This is a genomic window from Phyllobacterium sp. TAF24 (genome assembly GCF_052113785.1).
In the GTDB taxonomy this organism is placed as follows: Bacteria; Pseudomonadota; Alphaproteobacteria; order Rhizobiales; family Rhizobiaceae; genus Phyllobacterium.
Window position 1 is genome coordinate 17,723 of record NZ_JBFRDN010000011.1, and the last position, 19,749, is coordinate 37,471.

Annotated in this window: 22 protein-coding genes; 12 read left to right on the forward strand and 10 right to left on the reverse strand. The window is 54.1% G+C overall.

All coding sequences use genetic code 11. From position 1 onward, the window contains the following. Window positions 1-57: 57 nt before the first annotated feature. From AB4Y96_RS11665 to AB4Y96_RS11680, 4 genes are all read right to left on the reverse strand, one after another. Window positions 58-1,236, reverse strand: coding sequence for an alpha/beta hydrolase family protein (locus AB4Y96_RS11665; protein ID WP_441917488.1), 1,179 nt, complete (start codon window positions 1,234-1,236; stop codon window positions 58-60). A gap of 75 nt (window positions 1,237-1,311) precedes the next feature. Continuing rightward, window positions 1,312-1,974: a hypothetical protein gene (locus AB4Y96_RS11670; RefSeq protein WP_441917490.1), complete on the reverse strand. Its 663-nt coding sequence runs from the start codon at window positions 1,972-1,974 to the stop codon at window positions 1,312-1,314. A 79-nt stretch (window positions 1,975-2,053) separates the two neighbouring features. After that, window positions 2,054-2,794 (reverse strand): CbtA family protein, encoded by a 741-nt coding sequence (locus tag AB4Y96_RS11675; protein ID WP_441917492.1) that lies wholly within the window; start codon window positions 2,792-2,794, stop codon window positions 2,054-2,056. A gap of 12 nt (window positions 2,795-2,806) precedes the next feature. Beyond that, window positions 2,807-3,016, reverse strand: coding sequence for a CbtB domain-containing protein (locus tag AB4Y96_RS11680; RefSeq protein ID WP_091885989.1), 210 nt, complete (start codon window positions 3,014-3,016; stop codon window positions 2,807-2,809). A 233-nt stretch (window positions 3,017-3,249) separates the two neighbouring features. On the opposite strand from AB4Y96_RS11680, the gene AB4Y96_RS11685 reads away from it, so the two are divergent. The 7 genes from AB4Y96_RS11685 (at window position 3,250) to AB4Y96_RS11715 (ending at window position 9,273) form a co-directional block, all read left to right on the forward strand. Further along, entirely contained in the window at window positions 3,250-3,846 is a 597-nt protein-coding gene (locus AB4Y96_RS11685) for a histidine phosphatase family protein (RefSeq protein WP_441917494.1), read from the forward strand. Between the two features lie 76 nt (window positions 3,847-3,922). Continuing rightward, window positions 3,923-4,294, forward strand: coding sequence for a copper homeostasis periplasmic binding protein CopC (gene copC, locus AB4Y96_RS11690; protein ID WP_091885983.1), 372 nt, complete (start codon window positions 3,923-3,925; stop codon window positions 4,292-4,294). Next, entirely contained in the window at window positions 4,294-5,178 is an 885-nt protein-coding gene (copD, locus tag AB4Y96_RS11695) for a copper homeostasis membrane protein CopD (RefSeq protein WP_441917497.1), read from the forward strand. The genes copC and copD overlap by 1 nt, the downstream gene beginning before the upstream one ends. Window positions 5,179-5,410: 232 nt before the next feature. Next, a complete protein-coding gene (locus AB4Y96_RS11700; protein WP_441917499.1) occupies window positions 5,411-5,818 on the forward strand; it encodes a hypothetical protein in 408 nt (135 codons plus the stop codon). A 113-nt stretch (window positions 5,819-5,931) separates the two neighbouring features. Continuing rightward, a complete protein-coding gene (locus AB4Y96_RS11705; RefSeq protein WP_441917501.1) occupies window positions 5,932-7,185 on the forward strand; it encodes a hypothetical protein in 1,254 nt (417 codons plus the stop codon). A gap of 149 nt (window positions 7,186-7,334) precedes the next feature. Continuing rightward, window positions 7,335-8,912, forward strand: a complete 1,578-nt coding sequence (locus AB4Y96_RS11710) for a putative bifunctional diguanylate cyclase/phosphodiesterase (protein ID WP_441917503.1) — start codon at window positions 7,335-7,337, stop codon at window positions 8,910-8,912. Between the two features lie 154 nt (window positions 8,913-9,066). Continuing rightward, a complete protein-coding gene (locus AB4Y96_RS11715) occupies window positions 9,067-9,273 on the forward strand; it encodes a TOBE domain-containing protein (RefSeq protein ID WP_091885971.1) in 207 nt (68 codons plus the stop codon). 33 nt (window positions 9,274-9,306) lie between these two features. Here the strand turns inward: AB4Y96_RS11715 and AB4Y96_RS11720 are convergent, their stop codons facing one another. Further along, entirely contained in the window at window positions 9,307-9,633 is a 327-nt protein-coding gene (locus AB4Y96_RS11720) for a hypothetical protein (protein WP_441917505.1), read from the reverse strand. Between the two features lie 310 nt (window positions 9,634-9,943). On the opposite strand from AB4Y96_RS11720, the gene AB4Y96_RS11725 reads away from it, so the two are divergent. Next, entirely contained in the window at window positions 9,944-10,306 is a 363-nt protein-coding gene (locus AB4Y96_RS11725; RefSeq protein WP_091886148.1) for a DUF6481 family protein, read from the forward strand. Window positions 10,307-10,324: 18 nt separating this feature from the next. Here AB4Y96_RS11725 and AB4Y96_RS11730 read toward each other — a convergent pair whose 3' ends face one another. From AB4Y96_RS11730 to AB4Y96_RS11745, 4 genes are all read right to left on the reverse strand, one after another. Beyond that, on the reverse strand, window positions 10,325-10,837 hold the full coding sequence (locus AB4Y96_RS11730) for a DUF1993 domain-containing protein (RefSeq protein WP_113097190.1): 513 nt from the start codon (window positions 10,835-10,837) through the stop codon (window positions 10,325-10,327). 69 nt (window positions 10,838-10,906) lie between these two features. Next, window positions 10,907-11,989 (reverse strand): ABC transporter ATP-binding protein, encoded by a 1,083-nt coding sequence (locus AB4Y96_RS11735; RefSeq protein ID WP_441917507.1) that lies wholly within the window; start codon window positions 11,987-11,989, stop codon window positions 10,907-10,909. Next, on the reverse strand, window positions 11,986-13,518 hold the full coding sequence (locus AB4Y96_RS11740) for an ABC transporter permease (RefSeq protein ID WP_441917624.1): 1,533 nt from the start codon (window positions 13,516-13,518) through the stop codon (window positions 11,986-11,988). The genes AB4Y96_RS11735 and AB4Y96_RS11740 overlap by 4 nt, the downstream gene beginning before the upstream one ends. Window positions 13,519-13,726: 208 nt before the next feature. Beyond that, window positions 13,727-14,737: an iron ABC transporter substrate-binding protein gene (locus tag AB4Y96_RS11745; protein ID WP_441917509.1), complete on the reverse strand. Its 1,011-nt coding sequence runs from the start codon at window positions 14,735-14,737 to the stop codon at window positions 13,727-13,729. A gap of 288 nt (window positions 14,738-15,025) precedes the next feature. Between AB4Y96_RS11745 and AB4Y96_RS11750 the strand changes: the two genes are divergently transcribed. Both AB4Y96_RS11750 and AB4Y96_RS11755 read left to right on the forward strand, forming a co-directional pair. Continuing rightward, window positions 15,026-15,319, forward strand: coding sequence for a hypothetical protein (locus AB4Y96_RS11750; RefSeq protein WP_441917510.1), 294 nt, complete (start codon window positions 15,026-15,028; stop codon window positions 15,317-15,319). Between the two features lie 117 nt (window positions 15,320-15,436). Then, entirely contained in the window at window positions 15,437-16,012 is a 576-nt protein-coding gene (locus tag AB4Y96_RS11755; protein ID WP_091885950.1) for a DUF1349 domain-containing protein, read from the forward strand. A 9-nt stretch (window positions 16,013-16,021) separates the two neighbouring features. On the opposite strand, the gene AB4Y96_RS11760 is transcribed toward AB4Y96_RS11755, so the two are convergent. After that, the gene (locus AB4Y96_RS11760) at window positions 16,022-16,726 is read right to left on the reverse strand and encodes a GntR family transcriptional regulator (protein ID WP_441917512.1); all 705 of its coding nucleotides are present in this window, start codon (window positions 16,724-16,726) and stop codon (window positions 16,022-16,024) included. Between the two features lie 135 nt (window positions 16,727-16,861). Between AB4Y96_RS11760 and AB4Y96_RS11765 the strand changes: the two genes are divergently transcribed. Further along, on the forward strand, window positions 16,862-18,418 hold the full coding sequence (locus tag AB4Y96_RS11765) for a sugar ABC transporter ATP-binding protein (protein WP_441917514.1): 1,557 nt from the start codon (window positions 16,862-16,864) through the stop codon (window positions 18,416-18,418). Between the two features lie 20 nt (window positions 18,419-18,438). Beyond that, window positions 18,439-19,740, forward strand: coding sequence for an ABC transporter permease (locus AB4Y96_RS11770; protein ID WP_441917626.1), 1,302 nt, complete (start codon window positions 18,439-18,441; stop codon window positions 19,738-19,740). Window positions 19,741-19,749: the final 9 nt, after the last annotated feature.

A 19,749-nucleotide genomic window follows, 5' to 3' on the forward strand; every position in this document is an offset into this window, starting at 1 on the left:
AGGCTGACGTAATGTAGCGCAGCTATGAAAGGAGTGAAGATTGACGGGAGATATGAATCAATGAGATTTTTCATGGGCGGCCATTTGGTTGCCCGCAGCATACAAGGTGCATTCAGTCTCATTCTTTTTCCGACCCTTCTGACATAGAGTAATTGCTCGCTTTGCGGCCTCTTCCTGGGTTCGTGCCCATGTTGTCCAACCCCAGGCACCCTCGACGTTTGTTGCAAACGCTTTTTCGTAGGACTGCATCGCCAGATATTCCTTAAATGCATCGTATCCCCGCGAGGACATATTGTCGGGTGGCAACAAATTGGCGTTTGACAGAGTAACCAGTTCTTCATTGGAAAGTTTGTTCTTCTTCAGGAAGAGAGCGACCCGTTGCCACCAGAAGCTTTCCGGAGCGGATATCAAAATGGTGTGGCCATCGTCCTCGAAGGCAGCCGTTTGAAAAAACTCTGCCACACCACCTGCTTGCCGGTAATTATCAAACATTTTCCGGCCAAGAGTTGGCGAGAATGACATGTCGTTAGCCGAATATATCCAAAGAGTTGGGATATGGGCTGTCTGTCCGTAAGATTTGATCGCATTCATGAGACCATTCTGGTCGCAAAACCGCCCTTTCTCCGGAGCGCCACGTCCGCCGTCAAAGTTGATGACAGCCTGCACACCCGGTGGATTCAAGGCACCCGTTGCAAGCACTCCGAAGCCGCCAGAGGACATTCCAATGAGAAGCGCCTGATCACTTGATGCCCAGGGTTGGTCCCGTATCGCTTTCAATGCGGCAATGAGATTGTCACGCGTAACTTTACCCGCCCTCGCATGCCTAGGGGACTTGCAGGTGCCGCCCCCATATTCATTATCGCCAGTTGATTTGCCGTATCCCTGCCGCAGGACGACAACGGCGGCATAGCCATGCCGGGCAAATGCAATGGCGGGAGAAGAGAAGCGATTTGGGTTAAGTTTGCGATCGCTCGCATCTCCGTTGGTACCGTGTGTAATCAAGGCAATGGGAAACCGTCCAGACTTGTTCGGGCGCGTTACAAAAGCATCGAGAGTTGCCTGCCGGCCATCCTGCAAAGTCACCTTCAGTAAAAGAGGTTCTCTTACCAAACCATCAAGTTGCTCATTGACTTGCCGCGTTCGATTTTCATCCGCAACGCTGGCGGACATTGCGCCAAGCAGGATCGCGGCAAACACCAAGGTACCGTTGCGCAATGCGATGAAGAGCTGACGCATCGTCCGATTTTCCAAGATTGAAATGAGACGCTTCAAAGACATCCCACTTGTCACCAAGCAACCGATAAATTCGTTCTACGAGGCGGTAAGCGGGCGTTGAGGCGCGCGTGTAAATTGCATGAAGATAAAGCCTGCGGCAAGAAGCGTAACTGCAAAACTCAGGAACGATAGCAGACTGGTCAGATGGCGCGGAATATCACTCCAGCGCGGACGAATAATATTGGCGGTATTATAAGGATCGCCGCTGTACTGGCACATGACAAACGACCCGCCATTGCGCACAAGTTCGGCATCAATATCGGAGACCAGTGCGTCAACAGTGGTCCTGTGCTCAGGCATGTCGCGCATATAGACCAGCACCGCCTTCACTGCAGCCAGATAGGCATGCGAGCACGCGTTGAAAGGGCTCTCCTCGTCGGTAACACTGCCGGGAACGATGCCCCAGAGACAGTAGCTGTACTGAATATTGGTGTAGTTGACGAGCCGCCGGAATGTTTCGTCGGTGCGGGTCATCCGTGTCGCAAGGTCAAGGATCGGCTTGCGATAATTGGCAATGATGGCCATTTCACCGTGGGATAGACTTGGAATGGAAATACCTGATGTATCGGTGCCTGCGCTGCTGCGATGTGCCCATGCAAGCGAGTTTGGTGATAAAAACAACAGTATGCAGGTGATGATGGCTCCGGCAAGCGGACCAATTGCGCGTCGCCGATATTTTCCTGATGTTTCCGATCTCATAACAATCCAATCGGCGGCGGGAGACGCGTCTATAAGAGTCGGGCCTGAACGCCGCAATGCAGGCGTTCAGGCAAGTCGATCAGCGAGCGGTTTGCAAGCGGTAGCTTGGACGGTGCGAAGCCAAAACCCGTTCAGCCAGAACGCCGAAGACAAGGCCGATGGTCGTCCAGATGACCACGTGCAAGCCAAGCGAGGCAACGCGGAAGTTCCATAGAACGGTCGGTGAAAACTGTTCCGGAACTTCGTTGACTGCCGGCAGAAGATACTGCACGAGAGCAATGAAAACGACATAGGCGGCACCGGCAATCAATGCCGAATTCCACGCACCATGCTGGGCACGCAGGCGATTTGCCAGTCCCGTAGCTGCAGCAAGAGCACCGACAGATACCACCAGCATAACAAAGAACAATTCCGTTCTGGCGGCAATCGTATCAGGATTGCCGACTGCCGGCGGGTTCATGGGATATTTGACGGCGGGCACCAGCACAATCGCAATGAAACCAGCCAAGGCGAGCAGCGCCGCCGTTGCACGCGGGCTGAATGAACTGACCCGGCCATGGGCAAAAGCGAAGACCAGAGAAAACAGTCCACCAAGAGCTGTGCTGAAAACAACAACGCCGGTGAAAAGGCCAAGGCCAGCCTGCGTTTCGCGGGAGACGATCTCAGGTTCGGCGACTTCACCGGCGGCCTGGCTCATCTTTTCCTCGAAAGCAATGGCATGATCGACCTGTGGTTCACCGAAAACCCGGGCAAAACCAAAGGCCAGCAAACCAGCCAGCAAACCCGCGATCATGCCGCGGATCAAAAGGTTTCTAGTCATTGACCGATCTCCTTAATGGCAGGGGAAGCCGAGAAGATGGCGGCCGTCATGCACAAATTCATGCACATACATGCCCGAGAAGAGTGACATTGCGCCTTCTTCCGCGCCGATAAAATAGATCGCAAGCAGCAGAAGCAGGCCGCCAAAAATGGCCCACGGCAGAACTTCACCAAGAGGAATTGGTGTGACGCCGGCAGCAGGCGCTAGAGTGATATCGGACATAAACTTTCTCCCAGAATGACGCGTTCGATAACGGAATGAATGATGCTACGGTTAGGGTCTGGCTTACAACCAGCATATGAACAGCTGACTGAATTACAGTGGCGCGACCGCTCCGGAATTTCACCGGCTTCCAAACCCGCAACTCCACGTTTATATCTGTGCGCGCTGCACGCTGTCAATGAACGGCCATGGGGCTGTTTTCGTATTTTTCTCAAGAGTTTGCAGGGGATATTTTGACAAAAGCCACGCGTTTGACATTTGTTTGTCACGGAGCGACATCAGCGACGCATGCGGGTGCATTTCCGCTTGATGAAGCGCTTGCTCCGGGAGAGACACAGCGCACGGCTGGATTCGCCGGTCAATTGCGCCATGCGCACCATTTTTTGACCAGCCCTGCGCTGCGTGCGCGGCAGACCGCCGAAGCCTTAGGGCTGGAAGCCACAGTCGATGCAGCCATGGCAGATATGGATTATGGACGCTGGGCAGGAAGAACGCTCAGCGATATTCATGCGTCAGATCCTGATAATGCCGGGAACTGGATGGCTGATCCAGATTCGGCGCCACATGGGGGCGAATCCTTCAATGATCTTCTTCAAAGGGTTTCGAGCTGGATGGAGGCGCATTTGGATGATGGCGGTCATACTATCGTCGTGAGCCATGCCTTGGTCGTCCGTGCTTCCATTCTCTATACTTTGCAGGCACCCGTTTCCGCATTCTGGCGTATTGATGTTGAGCCGTTGAGTTTCACCGAACTGCGCAGCGATGGGCGTAGATGGATGTTGCGGGCCTGTGCCAATTTGCCATCGCCTATAGAAGGCAACACGACATGAACGGGCCAAAATCCGGCTTAATTTCCACTGCAACTGTGTAACAGCGTCTTCTCAACCATCGCCTCAAGGAGTTCCCATGTCCAAGCTGCCCCATATTCTCACCCTTGCCGCCATTCTCAGCATCGGCATAGCGGGCGAGGCACTTGCGCACGCACATCTGAAAAGCGCAACACCTGCCGAAAACGCAGTTGTAACCACATCGCCGAGCGAGCTTGATCTGACATTTTCGGAAGGGCTTAATCTGAAATTCTCGTCGGCAACTTTGACCGGAACAGACAAAACCGCCGTTGCGACTGATAAGGCGAAGTTGGCAACGGGCGATAACAAAACAATGGTGATACCAATCTCCAAACCTCTTGCGGCGGGTGGATACACGGTCAACTGGCAGGTGCTTTCAACCGATGGCCATAAGACAAAGGGCAGCTACACCTTCACCGTTAAGCCCTGATGGAACCGGAAACCGCGCTCATTCTTTGCAGGCTCATTCGCAACCTATCTGCGATGTTCCTGTGGGGTGCGTTTGCCTATCTGGCGTTGCTTGTACCTCAAGCTCTTAGATTGGACATCGGGCAACGCCTTCGCACTGCGCGTGTCAGCGCCATTATTCTGGCTATTGCATCGACATTCCTGGCGCTTCCGTTTCAGGCGGGAGCCATCGGGCAGGGCTGGAGCGACGCTGTTGATCTATCGACGATCCGGGACGTTTTGCTCGAAACCAGCGTTGGTAACGCCTGGCTCATTCAGGCAATTGCCGCATCGCTGCTCACGCCCGCGCTCGTCTTGCCAATGCGAAAAGCAATTGCTGTCACCGGGGCTGGATCTGGATTGCTCCTGATAAGCTTGGCTTTGTCAGGCCACGCAACAATGCAAGATGGTTGGGTTGGCTTGGCCCATCGTCTCAACGACATGGTGCATGTCCTATCGGGCGGCGCGTGGATCGGAGCGCTGATCCCGGTCATGTTGGTTCTTCGCCTGTTGCGCCAGCCCGGATATCATCAGTCTGCGCAATTGGCGCTGATGCGATTTTCCACGGCAGGTCATATTGCTGTTGCGCTTGTGATCATATCCGGTGTGATCAACACCATTCTTACCCTTGGACATATTCCAAAGGACTTTGCCTCGCCCTATCAGGCATTGCTGGCGTTGAAGATCATCCTCGTAATCCTCCTGACGGCGCTGGCCATTGTAAACCGCTATATTTTCGTGCCGCGCATGCGAACCCGCAATGTAAATTCGATACAGGCGATATGGTATGGAACGCTTATGGAGATTGTTTTAGGGGTTGGCGTGCTCGGGCTTGTGGCATGGTTTGGTATGCTTGAACCCGTGTGAAACTGCTTACGTGCGATGGTTGCAGGCCGCCCGTCATCCGGAAAAAGCCAGAATATGATTCTTGAGGCGCGAGCCTCCCAAAGAGTTGGGAGGCTGGCAAAACGCAATCTGGTTCTAGCAAGAGGGACAGAACCGGAATCCGGTGCCTGTTTTTGCCGATGTTTTAACCGCGCTTTCGTTTCAGCCTAGGGACCGATGCCCTATGCTCAGGCCAATCGTAAGAGAATGGCCCATGAAAAGCATATCCGACTTGAACAGCAGATCATCCGGGCGAGCCGGGAACAGCACTCCGGTAGAGCAGGGCCATCAGGTATTGCTCTCCGGTGTCGTCGGACGTTCACCAAAATCGGCAAAGCGCACAATGAGCCAGTATTTCAAGACGTTGTCGGATGTGGATGCGGCGCGTAATCAGGTCGATACAGCAAGACGCGCAGCTGATGAGAGCTTGAACAAGGCCAAGGCGGCACCAAAACCGCATGAAATCACCAACCCGGCCTTCGTCGCTCTTTTTGAAGCACACCAGCATGACCGGGAAGTGCTTTTCGCTGCCATGCGCACACTGGATCGTATGCAGGAAGTCTTGCGATCAGAGTCCGAAAAGGCAGGTCAATTTACACAGGACGATAAGTTTTCGCTTTAAAAACACGAAAGCTAAAAGTGTATAACTGACCGGCTTGATTGTATTTTGCAGACTTTTGCGTTTCTCCAGACTATCAATCCGTTGTTTGATGTCATCAACAACGGAAAATCTGCGTGAAAAAACTCATTTCCCTGATCGTCGTGGCAAGCTTTGCCTGTTTTAACCTGTCGGCGGCAGCGCGGGCAGAAAGTGCCGCAACTGAATTGTTCCAGAAATATCTGGCCAATGGCCGGATCGGTGAAGCCGATGAGCAAATGATTGCTCTGGCTGCCAAAGCCACTGACAACGCCGATGCGCAACTCGGTCTCGGACTCGTACGCTCGGCCCGGGCATTCGAAAAGCTGTCACAATCGCTCTATCGTTATGGATTTGGCTCTAAATCCGATGGTTATGAGATGTTTCTCGGACGTGGTTCCAGCGAGATTGCCAGAAATTATAAACCCGAGCCCATCACCTACGATCAGTTTCGCGGGATTCTTGCAGCATTCATTGCTGACCTCGATTCCGCCGACAAGGCGCTTGCGGCCGTTGGCAACAAGCCGGCAAAGCTGAAGGTCAATCTTTCCGTTGCGCGGTTTGACTGGAATGGTGACGGGACAGTCGGCCCGGAGGATCACATTGGCCGAGCTTTCTCAGATACGGATGAGAAGGGCGAGCCTGTACCATTCATCGTTGGTTTTGACACCGCCGATGCGAAATGGCTGCAAGGTTATGATAATCTTCTGATGGCTGTCGCCAAGGCATGGCTTTCCCACGATTTTTCCGAAAGCTGGAACAGCAGTTTCAGTGTTGTCTTTCCGCGAGCCGTCTCGACCATGTCAGAGGCCAATGGCAAGGGCGGCGAAGACGAGACGATGTTCGGTGTCAGAAAAGCGCAAGCTGATGATATCGCCGATTTTGTTACACTCATCCACACAATCCGCTGGCCGGTTGCTGACAAAGCCATGTGGAGCGAGGTGCGCGATCACCTGAAAAAGGTCATTGTTCTCAATCGCGAAACCTGGGCGCTGATTGACAAGGAAACTGACGACGATCACGAATGGCTGCCAGGACCAAAGCAGAAGAGCGGTGTTCTGCCGTCCTTTGATGTGACGCCTGAACGTATTCAGGCCTGGCTTGCCGTGCTCTCACAGTTTGAAGCGGCCCTTGATGGCAAGATCCTCGTTCCTCACTGGCGCTTTGACAAAGGCATCAACCTTGCAAAGGTTTTCGACGATCCAAAACCCTTTGACTTGGTGCTTTGGGTAACTGGCCCGGCAGCCGTACCGTATCTGCAGGATGGTCCGGCCATGACCAGCGGTGAATGGAGCCAGATTACCAATATCTTCGAAGGAAACTTTGCGTCCTACGCCTTTTACTTCAACTAGAGTAAAAAGGATAAAAGACCGGCGAGATACGAGCTGCCGCAATGGGATGCGTGATTTCTGATCACGTTGCTCCATTGCGGCAACCGCTCGGGCAGTCAGCAATGCTGCTGGACACAAATGATCGGTCTGGGGTTGGAAACGAACAGATTATGCAGGGAAAACGTGAGAATGAGTCCGTCGGATTTTATGCGCGATTCTGGAGTTTCGTTGTGCGCAACCGTGTAAGCATACAGGATTTGGGTATTTTGCTGGCGATTTTGCTGGTGCTTGCCTATGTGGCTTTTCAGATCGATATTTTCGAAACCGAAGGAAGCGTCAGTTCAGGCGAATTGCTGATCGAACTGGATGAGACGCTACTGCTCGGGTCCGTCCTTGCACTTGGCTTGCTCGGCTTTGCCATAAGGCGTTATCTAGAGCAGAAACGTGAAATCGCGCGCCGGATTGAAGCAGAGAAACAGGCCCGCATTCTGGCCTATCAGGACCCTTTGACTGGCCTTGCCAATCGCCGGCAATTCGAGGAAGCGTTGCGGATGGCAGTTGCGTCTCCGCCACGCACCGGCGCCGTTCATGCTGTGATTATTCTTGATCTTAATGGCTTCAAACAGATCAATGATGCCTATGGTCATGGTGTCGGCGACGACGTGCTTGTTGTGATTGGCCAAAGGCTGCAGCGTACCATTCGCGATGGCGATCTTCTTGCGCGGCTTGGCGGCGACGAATTCATTATTCTGGCCCAGCATTTGGCTGGAGCAGAATCTGCCGCCAATATCGCTTTGCGTATCGTCGATGAATTGCGCGACCCCATCATTGTCGGGTCCATTCATTATGATGCAGGCGCAGGTATTGGTATCGCATTGTTGCCAACGGATGCTCACTCGGGTGAAGATGCTGTACGCAAAGCTGATGTGGCACTCTACCGTGCCAAGGCAGAACGCCGTTCGACTTTCCGCTTCTTTGAACAGGATATGGACAGGCTCGTGCAGGAGCGCGAACAGCTTGAGCGTGATTTGCGCGCCGCTGTTGCCAATGATGGCATCAATGTCCGCTTTCGACCGTCATTTGACCTGCGTTCCGGCAAGGTGATCGGCTTTGAAGCTGTGCCAAGCTGGATTGCTGGTGATGGCAAGGAAGTGCCACCTGAACGGTTTCTGCCCATAGCGGAGGAGACAGGGCTGATTTACGCCCTTGGTCAGCGCATTTTTGAAAAAGCGTTCATGGCGGCCAGACAGTGGCCAGCCAATGTTACCCTGTCGATCGATGTGCTTCCCGGACAGCTTAGAGACCGGGAGTTCGGCAAGACAATCCTGCAATTGCTTCAATCAACCGGATTCGCCGCGCAGCAACTGGATATAGAAATCACCGAAAGCCTCGTCGTGCATGATCTGGAGGCAGCCAAGCTGGCACTCGGGCCGCTGCGCGCAGCTGGAGTGAGATTAACCCTCGACAATTTCGGCACGGGTTATTCCAACCTCTACCACATACAGGAATTCAAGCTCGACAAGATCAAGATTGACCGCCGTTTCATCGAGAACATGAACGAGGAAGAAACTGCGAAAATGGTGCGCGCACTTGCCGGTCTTGGGCAGGGGCTGGGATTGGTGGTCAGTGCAGATGGGCTGGAGGGGCGTGCAAACAATGAAACGCTGCTGCGATCCGGTGTCGATCAGTGGCAATCATCAGGGGATCTCGTGACAATTGAAGAAACAGAGCGCTTCTTTAAACCTTAGTCAGCCAGTGATACCGATTTATTCAGCCTGTTCCGGACAATAAACTTTCGCATAAATCTTGATAAGAACAGCCTCGTTTTTCGAGGTCTTTTCTTTCATTCATTGTATTGAAGTTCACGTCGTCTAAAGTGCGGCAAACAACAGGAGAAACACCATGAAAATCAGTGCGCGCAATCGCTTGAAGGGCACCATCGTCGAAGTCACCAAGGGAGCCACGACGGCCCATGTGCGTATCGATGTGGGCGGATCAATCGTCACTGCATCCATCACCAATGAGGCAGTTGATGAACTGCAGCTCAAGGTCGGCAACAGCGCCTACGCGGTTGTGAAAGCGTCTGATGTTATGGTCGCTGTCGACTGATCACCGCTGAGCGCCGCGTGCAAACACGCGGCGTTACTTTTTCGTGCGGCGCAAAAGCTCGATTGCTATGTGCAGCACATCTTTTTCCTTGATGCCGACGGTCACATCTTCGAAATCATCGATCGTTTCGCCATCCACAAGGCGGATCGGGTTGTGTCCCTTGGCAACAATCATAGTCCTGACACGGCGCGGAATTGCCGGAAGCAGAAAGCGTTTGACGCATTCCACCAGAACCTCGCGCTTGTTGGGAGCTAGCTTGCCAAGCTTTTCGCGCAGCAAAGACCCAAACATGTTACCATCAGCAAAACCAAATTTGCTATCAAGATCAAAGGCATGCAGCTGGTATTCAATGTGAGCCATTTTGCTCTCCCCTAGGCATCTGTCCAGAGTGACAGATTTTCTATGCCTCGATACATCAGAGATATGGTGATCGCCCCTCGGGTTTTCACGTTCTTTTTTGTGTTGTTGACACCAGATGTTACATTGAGCCTGAAAATTTGATAATTCAATTGCGCTTTGCGACGAGCTTTCATTGTCACAGCGCGCCGGGTAGGTTACAGGATGCATATCTGCGGTGCTGCACGATGCGGCGCACTGTAGCGCAACCGGTAATATTGCCGAGGGCGCCTCCAGCAGATATCCAGATGACACATACAAGGACTACCCCGGATTGAAACACCTTAATGAATTTGCCGATCGCCGCAAAGCGGCGGCCGAGGCTAAGCAACTGCTTCTCAAAAAGTTCGAAAAAGCACCAAAGCCGACAGACCCTGAAATGTTGGCCAAGCGTGCGGAACGGGAAGCAATCGCCGCTGCGCGCGCAGCCCGGCAGGAAGAACGCGAACGGATGAAGCAGGAAGAGCGGGACCGCAAACTTGCGGAAGCCGCCGCCATTGCCGAAGCAGCAGCGGCTGCAGCAAATGCGATTCAGGCTGAATCCAGCAACCGCATTGCCCGCGTTGTTGCTGACGAAGCCGAACGCAAGGCCGAACGTGATCGCCGCTACGCTGCCCGTAAAGCCAGGCAGCGCTAGTTGCTCTGACGCCTACATTCAGTTGCTGTAAGCACCAAGATAATCCAGCTTGCCAATGGGAACGCCATTGTGCCGGAGGATGTCGTGTGCCGTGGTGATGTGGAAAAAGAAGTTCGGTAAAGCGAACTTCAACATGTAGCCATGTCCGTCGAGATGTGCCTTGTTTTCGCCGAAACTCAAGGTCACTTCGCGCTGATCGCTGGTATCCAGCGCTGATGCATCAAGGCCTTCCAGAAACGCCACCGTATTGGCAATGCGTGTTTTCAGATCGGCGAAACTTGTCTCGGTATCAGGAAAGCTTGGTGTTTTGACATCGGTCAGGCGGCCAATCGTTGCTTTGGATGTGTCGCTGGCACGCTGGACCTGACCTGAGAACGGCAGCATATCAGGTGCAAGACGGGCATTGACGAGTACGTTGGGGTCGATCTTCTTTTCAGCGGCATAGGCCTCGGCTTTGGCAATCAGCGCCGAGAGAATTGAAAAGCCACGGATAAAGACCGGGACTGAAATCTGGTACATTGAAAGCGACATGGAGCGTTCCTTCCGGGAGCATACTTGTTTGGCATATTGCGCTTCCGACCAATCGGAACAGCAATCGCCTCAGGCAAATATATGCGGCTCGCCAAGGACTTCAATGCGTACGTGATCGTCAATTGAAGGCAAATTGACAGCAGAACATTTGATCTGCACTGGCGCAGGTGTCCCACCGTTGAAAACGTTCTGATTATCAAGGATCGCAACCATCAACGTGCATACGGCACCGCCGAATTCAATATCAACCACCTTGCCATAGCGAACGGTATTTTCTGGCGTCTTCACGGCTTCGTTTTCGGGCACGGTGACGAGTCTCAACTGTTCCGGGCGCAGCATGATCTGCGCAGAGCCAAGACGCTTGTTGGTCTTGGCCGCAAGGCGCCCAAAGGCGCAATCAACCCACCCATCGCCAAGTTCGGCCGGCAAAAGAATGGCATCGCCGAGAAAGGATGCTGTCGTAGGGTCTGTCGGGTTGAGATACAATGTGCGCGGCGGGCCTGCCTGAACCAGTTTTCCCTGTCGCATCACAGCAACATGATCGGCAAAGGACAGGGCTTCTGCCTGATCATGCGTCACCAAAATGGTCGTAATACCAGCTCTCTTCAGAACCTCAGCAACCACTTTGCGCATGCTCTCACGCAAGCCCGTATCGAGAGCCGAGAATGGTTCATCGAGCAGCATCAATTGGGGTTGCCGTGCCAGTGCGCGGGCGAGGGACACCCGCTGCTGCTGTCCTCCCGACAGTTGATGCGGCCGACGGTGAAGCATAACGCGGTCAAGTTCCACCATGTCCATAAGTTCCAGAATGCGCGCATCACGATCCGGGCTGCGTTTGTCCAACCCGAACCCGATATTGGCGGCAACGGTCAGATGTGGGAACAACGAACCGTCCTGTGTGACAAAGCCTACGCTGCGACGATGCGCAGGAACAATCGAGAGGCCTTGCGCCAGAATCTCGCTGTTAAGCGTTATCCGGCCATTATCGGGCGCTTCAAAGCCGCCAATAAGACGGAGCAATGTTGTCTTGCCTGACCCTGACGGACCCACAATGGCGGTGCGGCTGCCCGCTTCAATGGAGAGCGTCACATCATCAACAGCTGTGGTCACGCCATAGCGTTTTGTTACGCCCTGAATGTCGAGAAAACTCATCGTCCAACAATCCGTTTTGATTGGGCGTGCAGTAAAAGTGTCAACGGGAGTGACAGCACGACCATCATCAGTGCATAGGGTGCCGCCGCCGCATAATCAATCTCACTGGTCAGCGCCCAGAATTCCGTGGCCAGCGTGCGTGTGCCATTGGGCGCGAGCATCAGCGTTGCCGTCAGCTCATTGGTAATGCCAAGGGCAACAAGTGCAATGCTCGCGGCAGCGCCCGGTGTTGCCAGTCGCATGGTAATCTGCATGACGGCCTGTGCGGGCGTTCGTCCAAGGGCCATGGCGGCCCTTTCGAGTTCGACCGGAGCCTGCGCGATGCTGGCGCGCAGGCCCACCAATGCCCGTGGCAGGAAAAGCAGGGCATAGGCCAGAAGCAGCGTCGCTGCGGTCTGATAGAGCGGCAGGACAACGCGTACCGTGATCGTTACAAGCGCCAGTGCAACAACAACCCCGGGCAGGGAGCCAACATAGTAGTGGCAGGCCTCAAGCACACGTTGAACGCGGCCCGGCGCTCTGACGGAAAGCCATGCCATGGGGATGACCGCAACCGTGGCCAGAAGTGCCCCGGCAACAGCCAGAAAAAGTGTAGTGGAAAATGCCGTGCTGATGGCATCAAGATTCCAGACAGCCGTTCCTCCGGCAATAAGCCAGCGGGTCAGTGTCACAAAGGGAACACCGAGCGCCAGTGCCGTGGTAATCAAGGGAATCAGCAGACAGGGAAGGGTAAACCAGCCGAGCCGATGTTTGGTGATCGGACGCGCTGAACCCGAGCCCACACGTGCATAACGTTCATTGCCGCGGATCAGGACTTCAAGCCCCAGCAAGCCCGCGCAGCACAACACAAGTACGCCCGCCAGCATATTGGCAGCAGGGCCGTTGAACGTGGACTGGAACTGGTCGACGATTGCCGTCGCAAAAGTATCGAACCGGATCATAACAAAAAGGCCGTATTCCGCCAGAAGATGCAGGCCGATCAGCAGCGAACCGCCGCAAATGGCAAAGCGCAGCTGTGGCAGCAATATGCGAAAAAAAACGCGCCACGGACCAAGCCCAAGCGATGCGCCGACATCTTCCATGGCCGGATCGACACGCCGCATCTGGGCAGCAACCGGGAGATAAAGAAACGGGAAATAGGCAAGCACGGAAACGAGAACCCCGCCGGACAGGCCATGCAGGCTTGGCGCAATGCTGATCCAGGCATAGCTGTGGACAAATGCCGGCACGGCAAGCGGCGCAACGGCTAGCCACGCCCAAAGCCGCGCGCCGGGCAGATCAGTGCGCTCCGTGAGCCATGCGAGGCTGACTGCGAGAATGATCGACAGCGGGATCGTCCAGACTTCCAGCAAGACCGTATTGATCAGAAGTTCCCCGACACGGCCGCGAAACACCAATGCAATGACCGTATCCCAGCCGGTCTGAACAGTAACCCAGATAACAAATCCGAGTGGAAGCAGGCTAAAAGCCGCGACAATGCCCGCAAGGCCAAAAACAGACAGGAACGGCAAGCGGCGCCTGACTTTCAGTGGCACCGGCGGCAGCGGCGAAGCGGCTGTGCTGCTTATTGATCCTGATGATACCAATTCACATTTGCTTTCATGGGCATGGGCGCTTCGCAGCGGCCTGTTTGGCCTTCTTATCTGAAGGAAAATAGAAGAACACCCCCCGCAGGACCAAATGTCGCTGCAGGGGGTGCCCGTAGGTTTTTTCAGTACCTGATTGTCGGCGTCGGGATTACAGCAGGCCCGCAGCAGTCATCAGATCAGTGACCTTCTTGCTGTTGAGCTTGGAAGGTTCAACCTTCGGGGCCTGCAGATCAGCCAAGGGAACGAGTGCAGCATTGGATGCAGCATCCTTGCCAACAGCATACTCGAAGGAATCGCCGTCCTTCAGGATTGCCTGACCAGCCTTGCCCGTAACCCACTTCAGAAATGCCTGCGCGTCTTCCTTATGCTTGCTTGAAGCGAGGACACCGCCACCGGAAATGCTGACAAATGCACCCGGATCTTCATGCTTGAAGTAGTGCAGGGAAACATTCTTGGTATTTTCGCCTGTCTTGGCCTTATCACCAAAATAGTAATAATGATAAATGACCGCGCCTTCGATTTCGCCTGCGTTAACGGCTTTCATGGCGACGCTGTTGCCCTTATAGGCCTTCGAATTTTCTTTTAGCGCCTTCAACCATTTGGCTGTGGTTTCTTCACCTTTCAGTTCCAGAAGCGCACTGACGATGGCCTGAAAGTCAGCGCCGGCTGGTGCTGCACCCCAGCGGCCTTTCCAGCTGGTATCAGCAAGGTCGAGCAGTGACTTTGGCAGTTTGTCTTCAGTCAGCTTGGTCTTGTCATAGGCAAACACTGTTGAACGGGCAGCAACGCCGGTCCAGCGGCCATGTTCGGGGCGGAAATTCGCTGGAACCTGTTCAAGCACGGCCTTATCAAGCGGCGCGAACAGCTTGGCATTGTCAACGAGAACCATGCCGGGGGAGTTTTCCGTCAGGAATGCATCGGCCGGTGAGGCGGCGCCTTCCTGAACGATCTGGTTGGCCAGTTCCATGTCTTTACCGTTACGGATCGTGACTTTGATGCCTGTTTCTTTGGTGAAGCCATCAGCCCATTCCTTGGTCAGGCTTTCGTGCTGGGCGTTATACACAACGATGCCATCGGCATTCTGCGCCATAGCGGGTGTGGCAATGATGGCGACCGCGAACGCGGCGACGCTTGCAATAGTCGGAAAGTTGATCTTCATAAAAACTCCTTTGATTTGTATAGCTTGCAGAGCAAATTTGAGGTTGCTCCAGCAACTGCCCCAGAACCATTCAGCCATACAAAACATGAAATATTTAGTCAACAATAATGGGCGCATTTTTGATCCCAGAATCGCGATCACGAAGATGTTATATGTCCTGTGAAAGAGTGTGATTTGCCATACCAGTCAAAGAGGAATCTACTAAATTTCTGCCCGTGAATTTTGTCTGCCAGTCTTTGACGACAAAAGCGGCACAGCAAAAAACTTAGCCATATCAGGGAGTGTGTCATGCCTTTTTCAAGCAGAGACCAACGCATCCACTCCACCACGGATTGGGACATCATGCAGCACGCCCATGACCGGGCATCAAAGATGCTTGATCGCTGCCCGAAAACCCATGTGCGTTGCAACCAACTCGCCAAGATCGTGATCGCCATCTATGAAAGCGGTGTCCACGATATTGATGAACTGGCGGTGATGGCGGCGAACCGCGAACTCAATGTTCTGGCGGAGAAGGGGCTTTTTCAGCAACCCTTTCGTTTTACACCAACCGATAAACACCCGAAAGTACTCCATTCGTAAGGCACTCGTCTAAAGCACGCGACTGGCGGCAACCCAGAGAGTGTTTTTGCGCGCGTGCCAATCTGGTATCACCGTTTGCGCCATATCCCGATTGGATTCGCTTGCGGAGAGACATTCATGACTATGCAATTCCACTGGCTGAACGAGCCAGCATCCTTTCGGGGTGATGCCCACGAGCTTACGCTTTCAACGGGTGAAAATACCGATTTCTGGCAGCGGACATTCTACGGTTTCGAGCGCGACAATGGCCACGCCTACCTCACTCCCGTCAGCGGCGATTTCAGCGCGAGCGTCACTGTACGCGGTGATTACAGGGAGCTTTATGATCAGGCGGGACTGATGCTTCGCATTGATCATCAGAACTGGATCAAGACTGGCATCGAATATACAGATGGTCTGATGCATTTCAGTGTCGTCGTGACCAACCGGATTTCTGACTGGTCGGTTATTCCACTGCATGGCGCTCGTACCGACGATGATGTGCATATAAGGCTTACCCGCCATGACGACGCCGTACGTGTTCAGTTTGCGATCAATGATGCGCCATGGCAGCTTGCGCGCCTTGCCCCATTTTCCAATGCAGATGCATCGGTCGGTATCATGGCATGTTCACCGCAGCGGGCAGGCTTTGAAGCGACCTTTCGGGATTTGCAGGTCGGCCCGGCAATCGCGCGGGATCTCCATGCGGAGTAGGGCAGGTTTCTAGCTGGCGAACAGTTCCGGCCGCTTGGTCTGCAACTGCAGAAGCATTTTCCCCATTTTGGAAATATGATCTTCCATTGTAGCCACCGCGCGTTCAACGCTCTTATCAGCAATGGCAGCGACAATCGCCTCATGTTCTTTGAGCGTCTCAACCATGCGCGTTTCGTAATGGAGGAGGAGGCGACGCACCCGATCAATCTGGCTGCGCTCCTTCGAGGCGATCTCGCGCAAGCCAACCAGACCTGCAGCATCGCAGATCATATCGTGAAGCTCCTCATCAAGCGCATAGAAGCCTTCAAAATCTCTGGAATCGGCTGCCTTACGCTGTTGCGCCAGATTGTTCTGAAGACGTATGATCGTCTCTGATGAGCTTCGCTCCGCTGCGCGCCGGATAGCAGCGGTTTCCAGCGCGATACGGACAAACTGGGCGGTCTCGATCTTGTCGAGCCGCAATCTTGCGACGAACGTCCCGGTTTGCGGGTAGATTTCAACCAGACCTTCATCGGCGAGACGATTGATGGCATCGCTGACAGGGGTGCGTGATACACCAAGCTGCAGGGCTACAAGCTCTTTCCGGATAGCTTCGCCCGGAGCGAGCTGCGATGAAATGATGGCCTGGCGCAGAATGGAATAGACCTGATCCTTGCGTGTGACCGCGACAACTTTTTGTTCCCGGTAGTTCTTGCCGCCTGATCCCAACTGCACGTTCCAAGCTCCCCGAAATGCCCAATTCAAAAGATTCGATCCAACCAATTTCATTGGAATGAAGCATTTGACTCCCGCCCAATAACATCTAACATGTTACATATTAGCTTGAAAGAATGTTTTGGGAGGAACATTTTGGATAGTCATCTGCCGATCGTATCAATGCGCGGCATCAGCAAATCATTTGCCCATATTGTTGCTCTGCGCAGCGTCGATCTCGATATTTATCCAGGCGAGATTCATGCTGTCATGGGAGAGAACGGTGCGGGTAAGTCGACGCTGGTGAAAATCCTCAGTGGCGTGCATCGTCGCAGCGGCGGTGACATGCTTGTGCGCGGGCAGGAGGTCGATTTCGCTTCGCCCAAGGAAGCCGAGCGTAACGGCATCGCCATCATCCATCAGGAACTTAACCTCATCCCAAGTCTCAGCGTATCCGAGAATATTTTTCTTGGCCGCGAGCCTCTTATCGGAGGCTTGTTTATTGATCGGAGCAGCATCGAGAAGAAGAGTGCCGAACTGCTTGGCAGATTTGGCATCGATATCGATCCACGCGCCGATGTGGAGAATTTGCGGGTGGGCGAGCAGCAGCTTGTGGAAATTGCGCGCGCTCTGTCCTTGAATGCTGATGTACTCATACTGGACGAGCCAACCTCTGCATTGTCGGAAACCGAAGCGCAGAGGCTGGCGAATTTCGTGCGGGAACTGGCCCGAAATGGTGTCGCCATTGTCTACATCTCGCATCGCATGAACGAAATTTTTGCATTGGCCAACAAGATCACCGTTCTGCGCGACGGGAATTTTATCGCCACGCGCAAAGCGCAGGATTTGAGCGAACGCGATCTCATCCGCATGATGGTTGGCCGGGATCTGGCCGCTCCCGAACCGAAAGCAGACGTATCAGACAGACCGGTCGTGCTTTCCGCACGCAATCTCGGCCTTCGCCGCCCCAATTCACGCGGCAGCATGCATAATGTCGTCGATGATGTGAGTTTTGATCTGCATGCGGGCGAAATCCTTGGTATTGGCGGGTTGCTCGGCTCGGGCCGCACGGAAGTGCTTGAACTCATTTTCGGAGCCGCGACAGGCGATCGTTTTGGCACAGTCATTCGTGGTGGTGCGCGTCTTAACGCCCGTTCGCTGACGCCTCGACGTTCAGTGACCAAGGGTATTGCTTTCCTGACTGAAGACCGGAAGGGAACCGGCCTGTTGATGGATGCTGATATCCGGTCAAACGCCGTGTTGCCTTCACTGCCATGGCTCGCAGCGCTTGGCTGGATCAACCGGCGGCGTGAAAACCCTGTTACAAATCGGGTGATAAAATCGATGCATGTGCGTTGTGATGGCCCGGATCAAAAGATTGATCAATTAAGCGGTGGCAACCAGCAGAAAGTCGTGCTGGGCAAATGGCTGGAAACCCGGCCAAGCGTCGTGCTGCTGGATGAACCAACCCGCGGCATCGATGTGGGCGCGAAAGACGAAATCTACGACCTTTTGAAGAAACTCGCGCTGTCAGGCGTGGCCATCATCATGGTGAGTTCGGAATTGCCGGAGCTTCTCGCACTTTCCAGCCGTATCCTGGTGATGTGCGAAGGCAAGGCCACCGGCATCATTGAAAATGCCGAGTTTTCCGAAGAACGGGTGATGGAGCTGGCGACGCCCTTGGGAACAGCCCTTTCGAGGGACGCGGCATGACACCAACAAGCGAGCAGACCATGCAGTCATCCCAACGCAATCTGGGCCGGATCAAAAGCGTGCTCAACGCAACCAAGCTTTATTGGGGATTGGTACTGCTGTTTCTGGTTGGCATCTTCTCATCTCCCGTCTCGTCCAAAGGGCACAATATTTTCCTGTCCTATGGCAACCTGTCCGATGTTTTCAGGCAAATTTCCGTCACGGGAATTACGGCTGTCGGTATGACACTGGTGATCCTGATATCAGGGATCGACCTGTCTGTCGGATCGGTCCTTGCGCTCGGTTCCGTCGTTTGCGCCATGCTTTTGACCAATGAAGGCTGGTCGGCAGCCTATTCGATTGGCGTGCCCGCTATTTTCATTCTTTCATTTCTCGTGGTTCTGGGGGCGGGATTATTCATCGCAAAGGCTCGCGACCGGTCGGTCGGTGAGCAATCGGATAATCAGACGCAATTAAATCGCATCATTGCCCTCGTCGCCATTATCGGCGCAGCGGCAATCGCCTGGTGGGTCGCATCAGGCGCAGATGCAAAGGCCGGAGTGCTGCTGGTGCTGGTTGTGGTTCCGGCGGTTGGTTTCATGCTGGGAATGGTCAATGGCCTCGTCATTGTCGGCGGTCGTCTACAGCCGTTCATTGTGACGCTCGCCATGATGGTTGCTGGACTTGGTATTGCGCGCCTGACTGCAGGGCAGAACACGGCAGTCTGGCCTGTCTACACAGGCAGCAATGCAACTGAAAACTTTGAGTTCCTTCGCTCGTTGATCTTCGGGCTGGTGCCCGTGCCCGGATTGATCTTCGCAGGCATTATCCTGCTATTCTGGGTAATCCTCAAATATACGAAGTTCGGACGCTATATCTATGCAATCGGCGGCAATGAAGAGGCCGCGCGCCTTGCCGGTGTGCCGGTCTGGCGCGTGAAAATCACCGTTTACGCCATCTCGGGCTATCTCGCTGCGCTCGCAGGCATTCTTTACGTTGCGCAATACCGGCAGGGAAAGCCCGATGCGGGCATGGGACTGGAGCTTGATGCAATTGCCGCCGTGGTTATCGGTGGAACCAGCCTCATGGGTGGCCGCGGTTCGATGATCGGCACACTTGTCGGCGTGCTCATCTTCGGTTTCCTCAGCAATATCCTGCAGCTGAACAATATCGACAGCAATACGCAGCTGGTGCTCAAGGGCATCATCATCATCGTTGCAGTGTTGTTGCAGGAGCGACGCTCCAGCGGATGGCTGTTTTTCCTCTCCCAGCTAATGACAGCCAATCCTTCAAAGAAATCCGCGCCCGACAAGCCAGAAAACAGGCAAGGGCAGGGTGAATGAACTGACAGC

Bases quoted from the DNA above. Each gene is read 5' to 3' on its own strand.
- AB4Y96_RS11715 (WP_091885971.1), top strand. From the start codon at position 9,067: ATGAAAATCAGTGCGCGCAATCGCTTGAAGGGCACCATCGTCGAAGTC.
- AB4Y96_RS11680 (WP_091885989.1), bottom strand. From the start codon at position 3,016: ATGTCCGATATCACTCTAGCGCCTGCTGCCGGCGTCACACCAATTCCT.
- AB4Y96_RS11670 (WP_441917490.1), bottom strand. From the start codon at position 1,974: ATGAGATCGGAAACATCAGGAAAATATCGGCGACGCGCAATTGGTCCG.
- AB4Y96_RS11700 (WP_441917499.1), top strand. From the start codon at position 5,411: ATGAAAAGCATATCCGACTTGAACAGCAGATCATCCGGGCGAGCCGGG.
- AB4Y96_RS11755 (WP_091885950.1), top strand. From the start codon at position 15,437: ATGACTATGCAATTCCACTGGCTGAACGAGCCAGCATCCTTTCGGGGT.
- AB4Y96_RS11710 (WP_441917503.1), top strand. From the start codon at position 7,335: ATGCAGGGAAAACGTGAGAATGAGTCCGTCGGATTTTATGCGCGATTC.
- AB4Y96_RS11665 (WP_441917488.1), bottom strand. From the start codon at position 1,236: ATGCGTCAGCTCTTCATCGCATTGCGCAACGGTACCTTGGTGTTTGCC.
- AB4Y96_RS11720 (WP_441917505.1), bottom strand. From the start codon at position 9,633: ATGGCTCACATTGAATACCAGCTGCATGCCTTTGATCTTGATAGCAAA.
- AB4Y96_RS11750 (WP_441917510.1), top strand. From the start codon at position 15,026: ATGCCTTTTTCAAGCAGAGACCAACGCATCCACTCCACCACGGATTGG.
- AB4Y96_RS11730 (WP_113097190.1), bottom strand. From the start codon at position 10,837: ATGTCGCTTTCAATGTACCAGATTTCAGTCCCGGTCTTTATCCGTGGC.
- copD (WP_441917497.1), top strand. From the start codon at position 4,294: ATGGAACCGGAAACCGCGCTCATTCTTTGCAGGCTCATTCGCAACCTA.
- AB4Y96_RS11770 (WP_441917626.1), top strand. From the start codon at position 18,439: ATGCAGTCATCCCAACGCAATCTGGGCCGGATCAAAAGCGTGCTCAAC.
- AB4Y96_RS11675 (WP_441917492.1), bottom strand. From the start codon at position 2,794: ATGACTAGAAACCTTTTGATCCGCGGCATGATCGCGGGTTTGCTGGCT.
- AB4Y96_RS11745 (WP_441917509.1), bottom strand. From the start codon at position 14,737: ATGAAGATCAACTTTCCGACTATTGCAAGCGTCGCCGCGTTCGCGGTC.
- copC (WP_091885983.1), top strand. From the start codon at position 3,923: ATGTCCAAGCTGCCCCATATTCTCACCCTTGCCGCCATTCTCAGCATC.
- AB4Y96_RS11735 (WP_441917507.1), bottom strand. From the start codon at position 11,989: ATGAGTTTTCTCGACATTCAGGGCGTAACAAAACGCTATGGCGTGACC.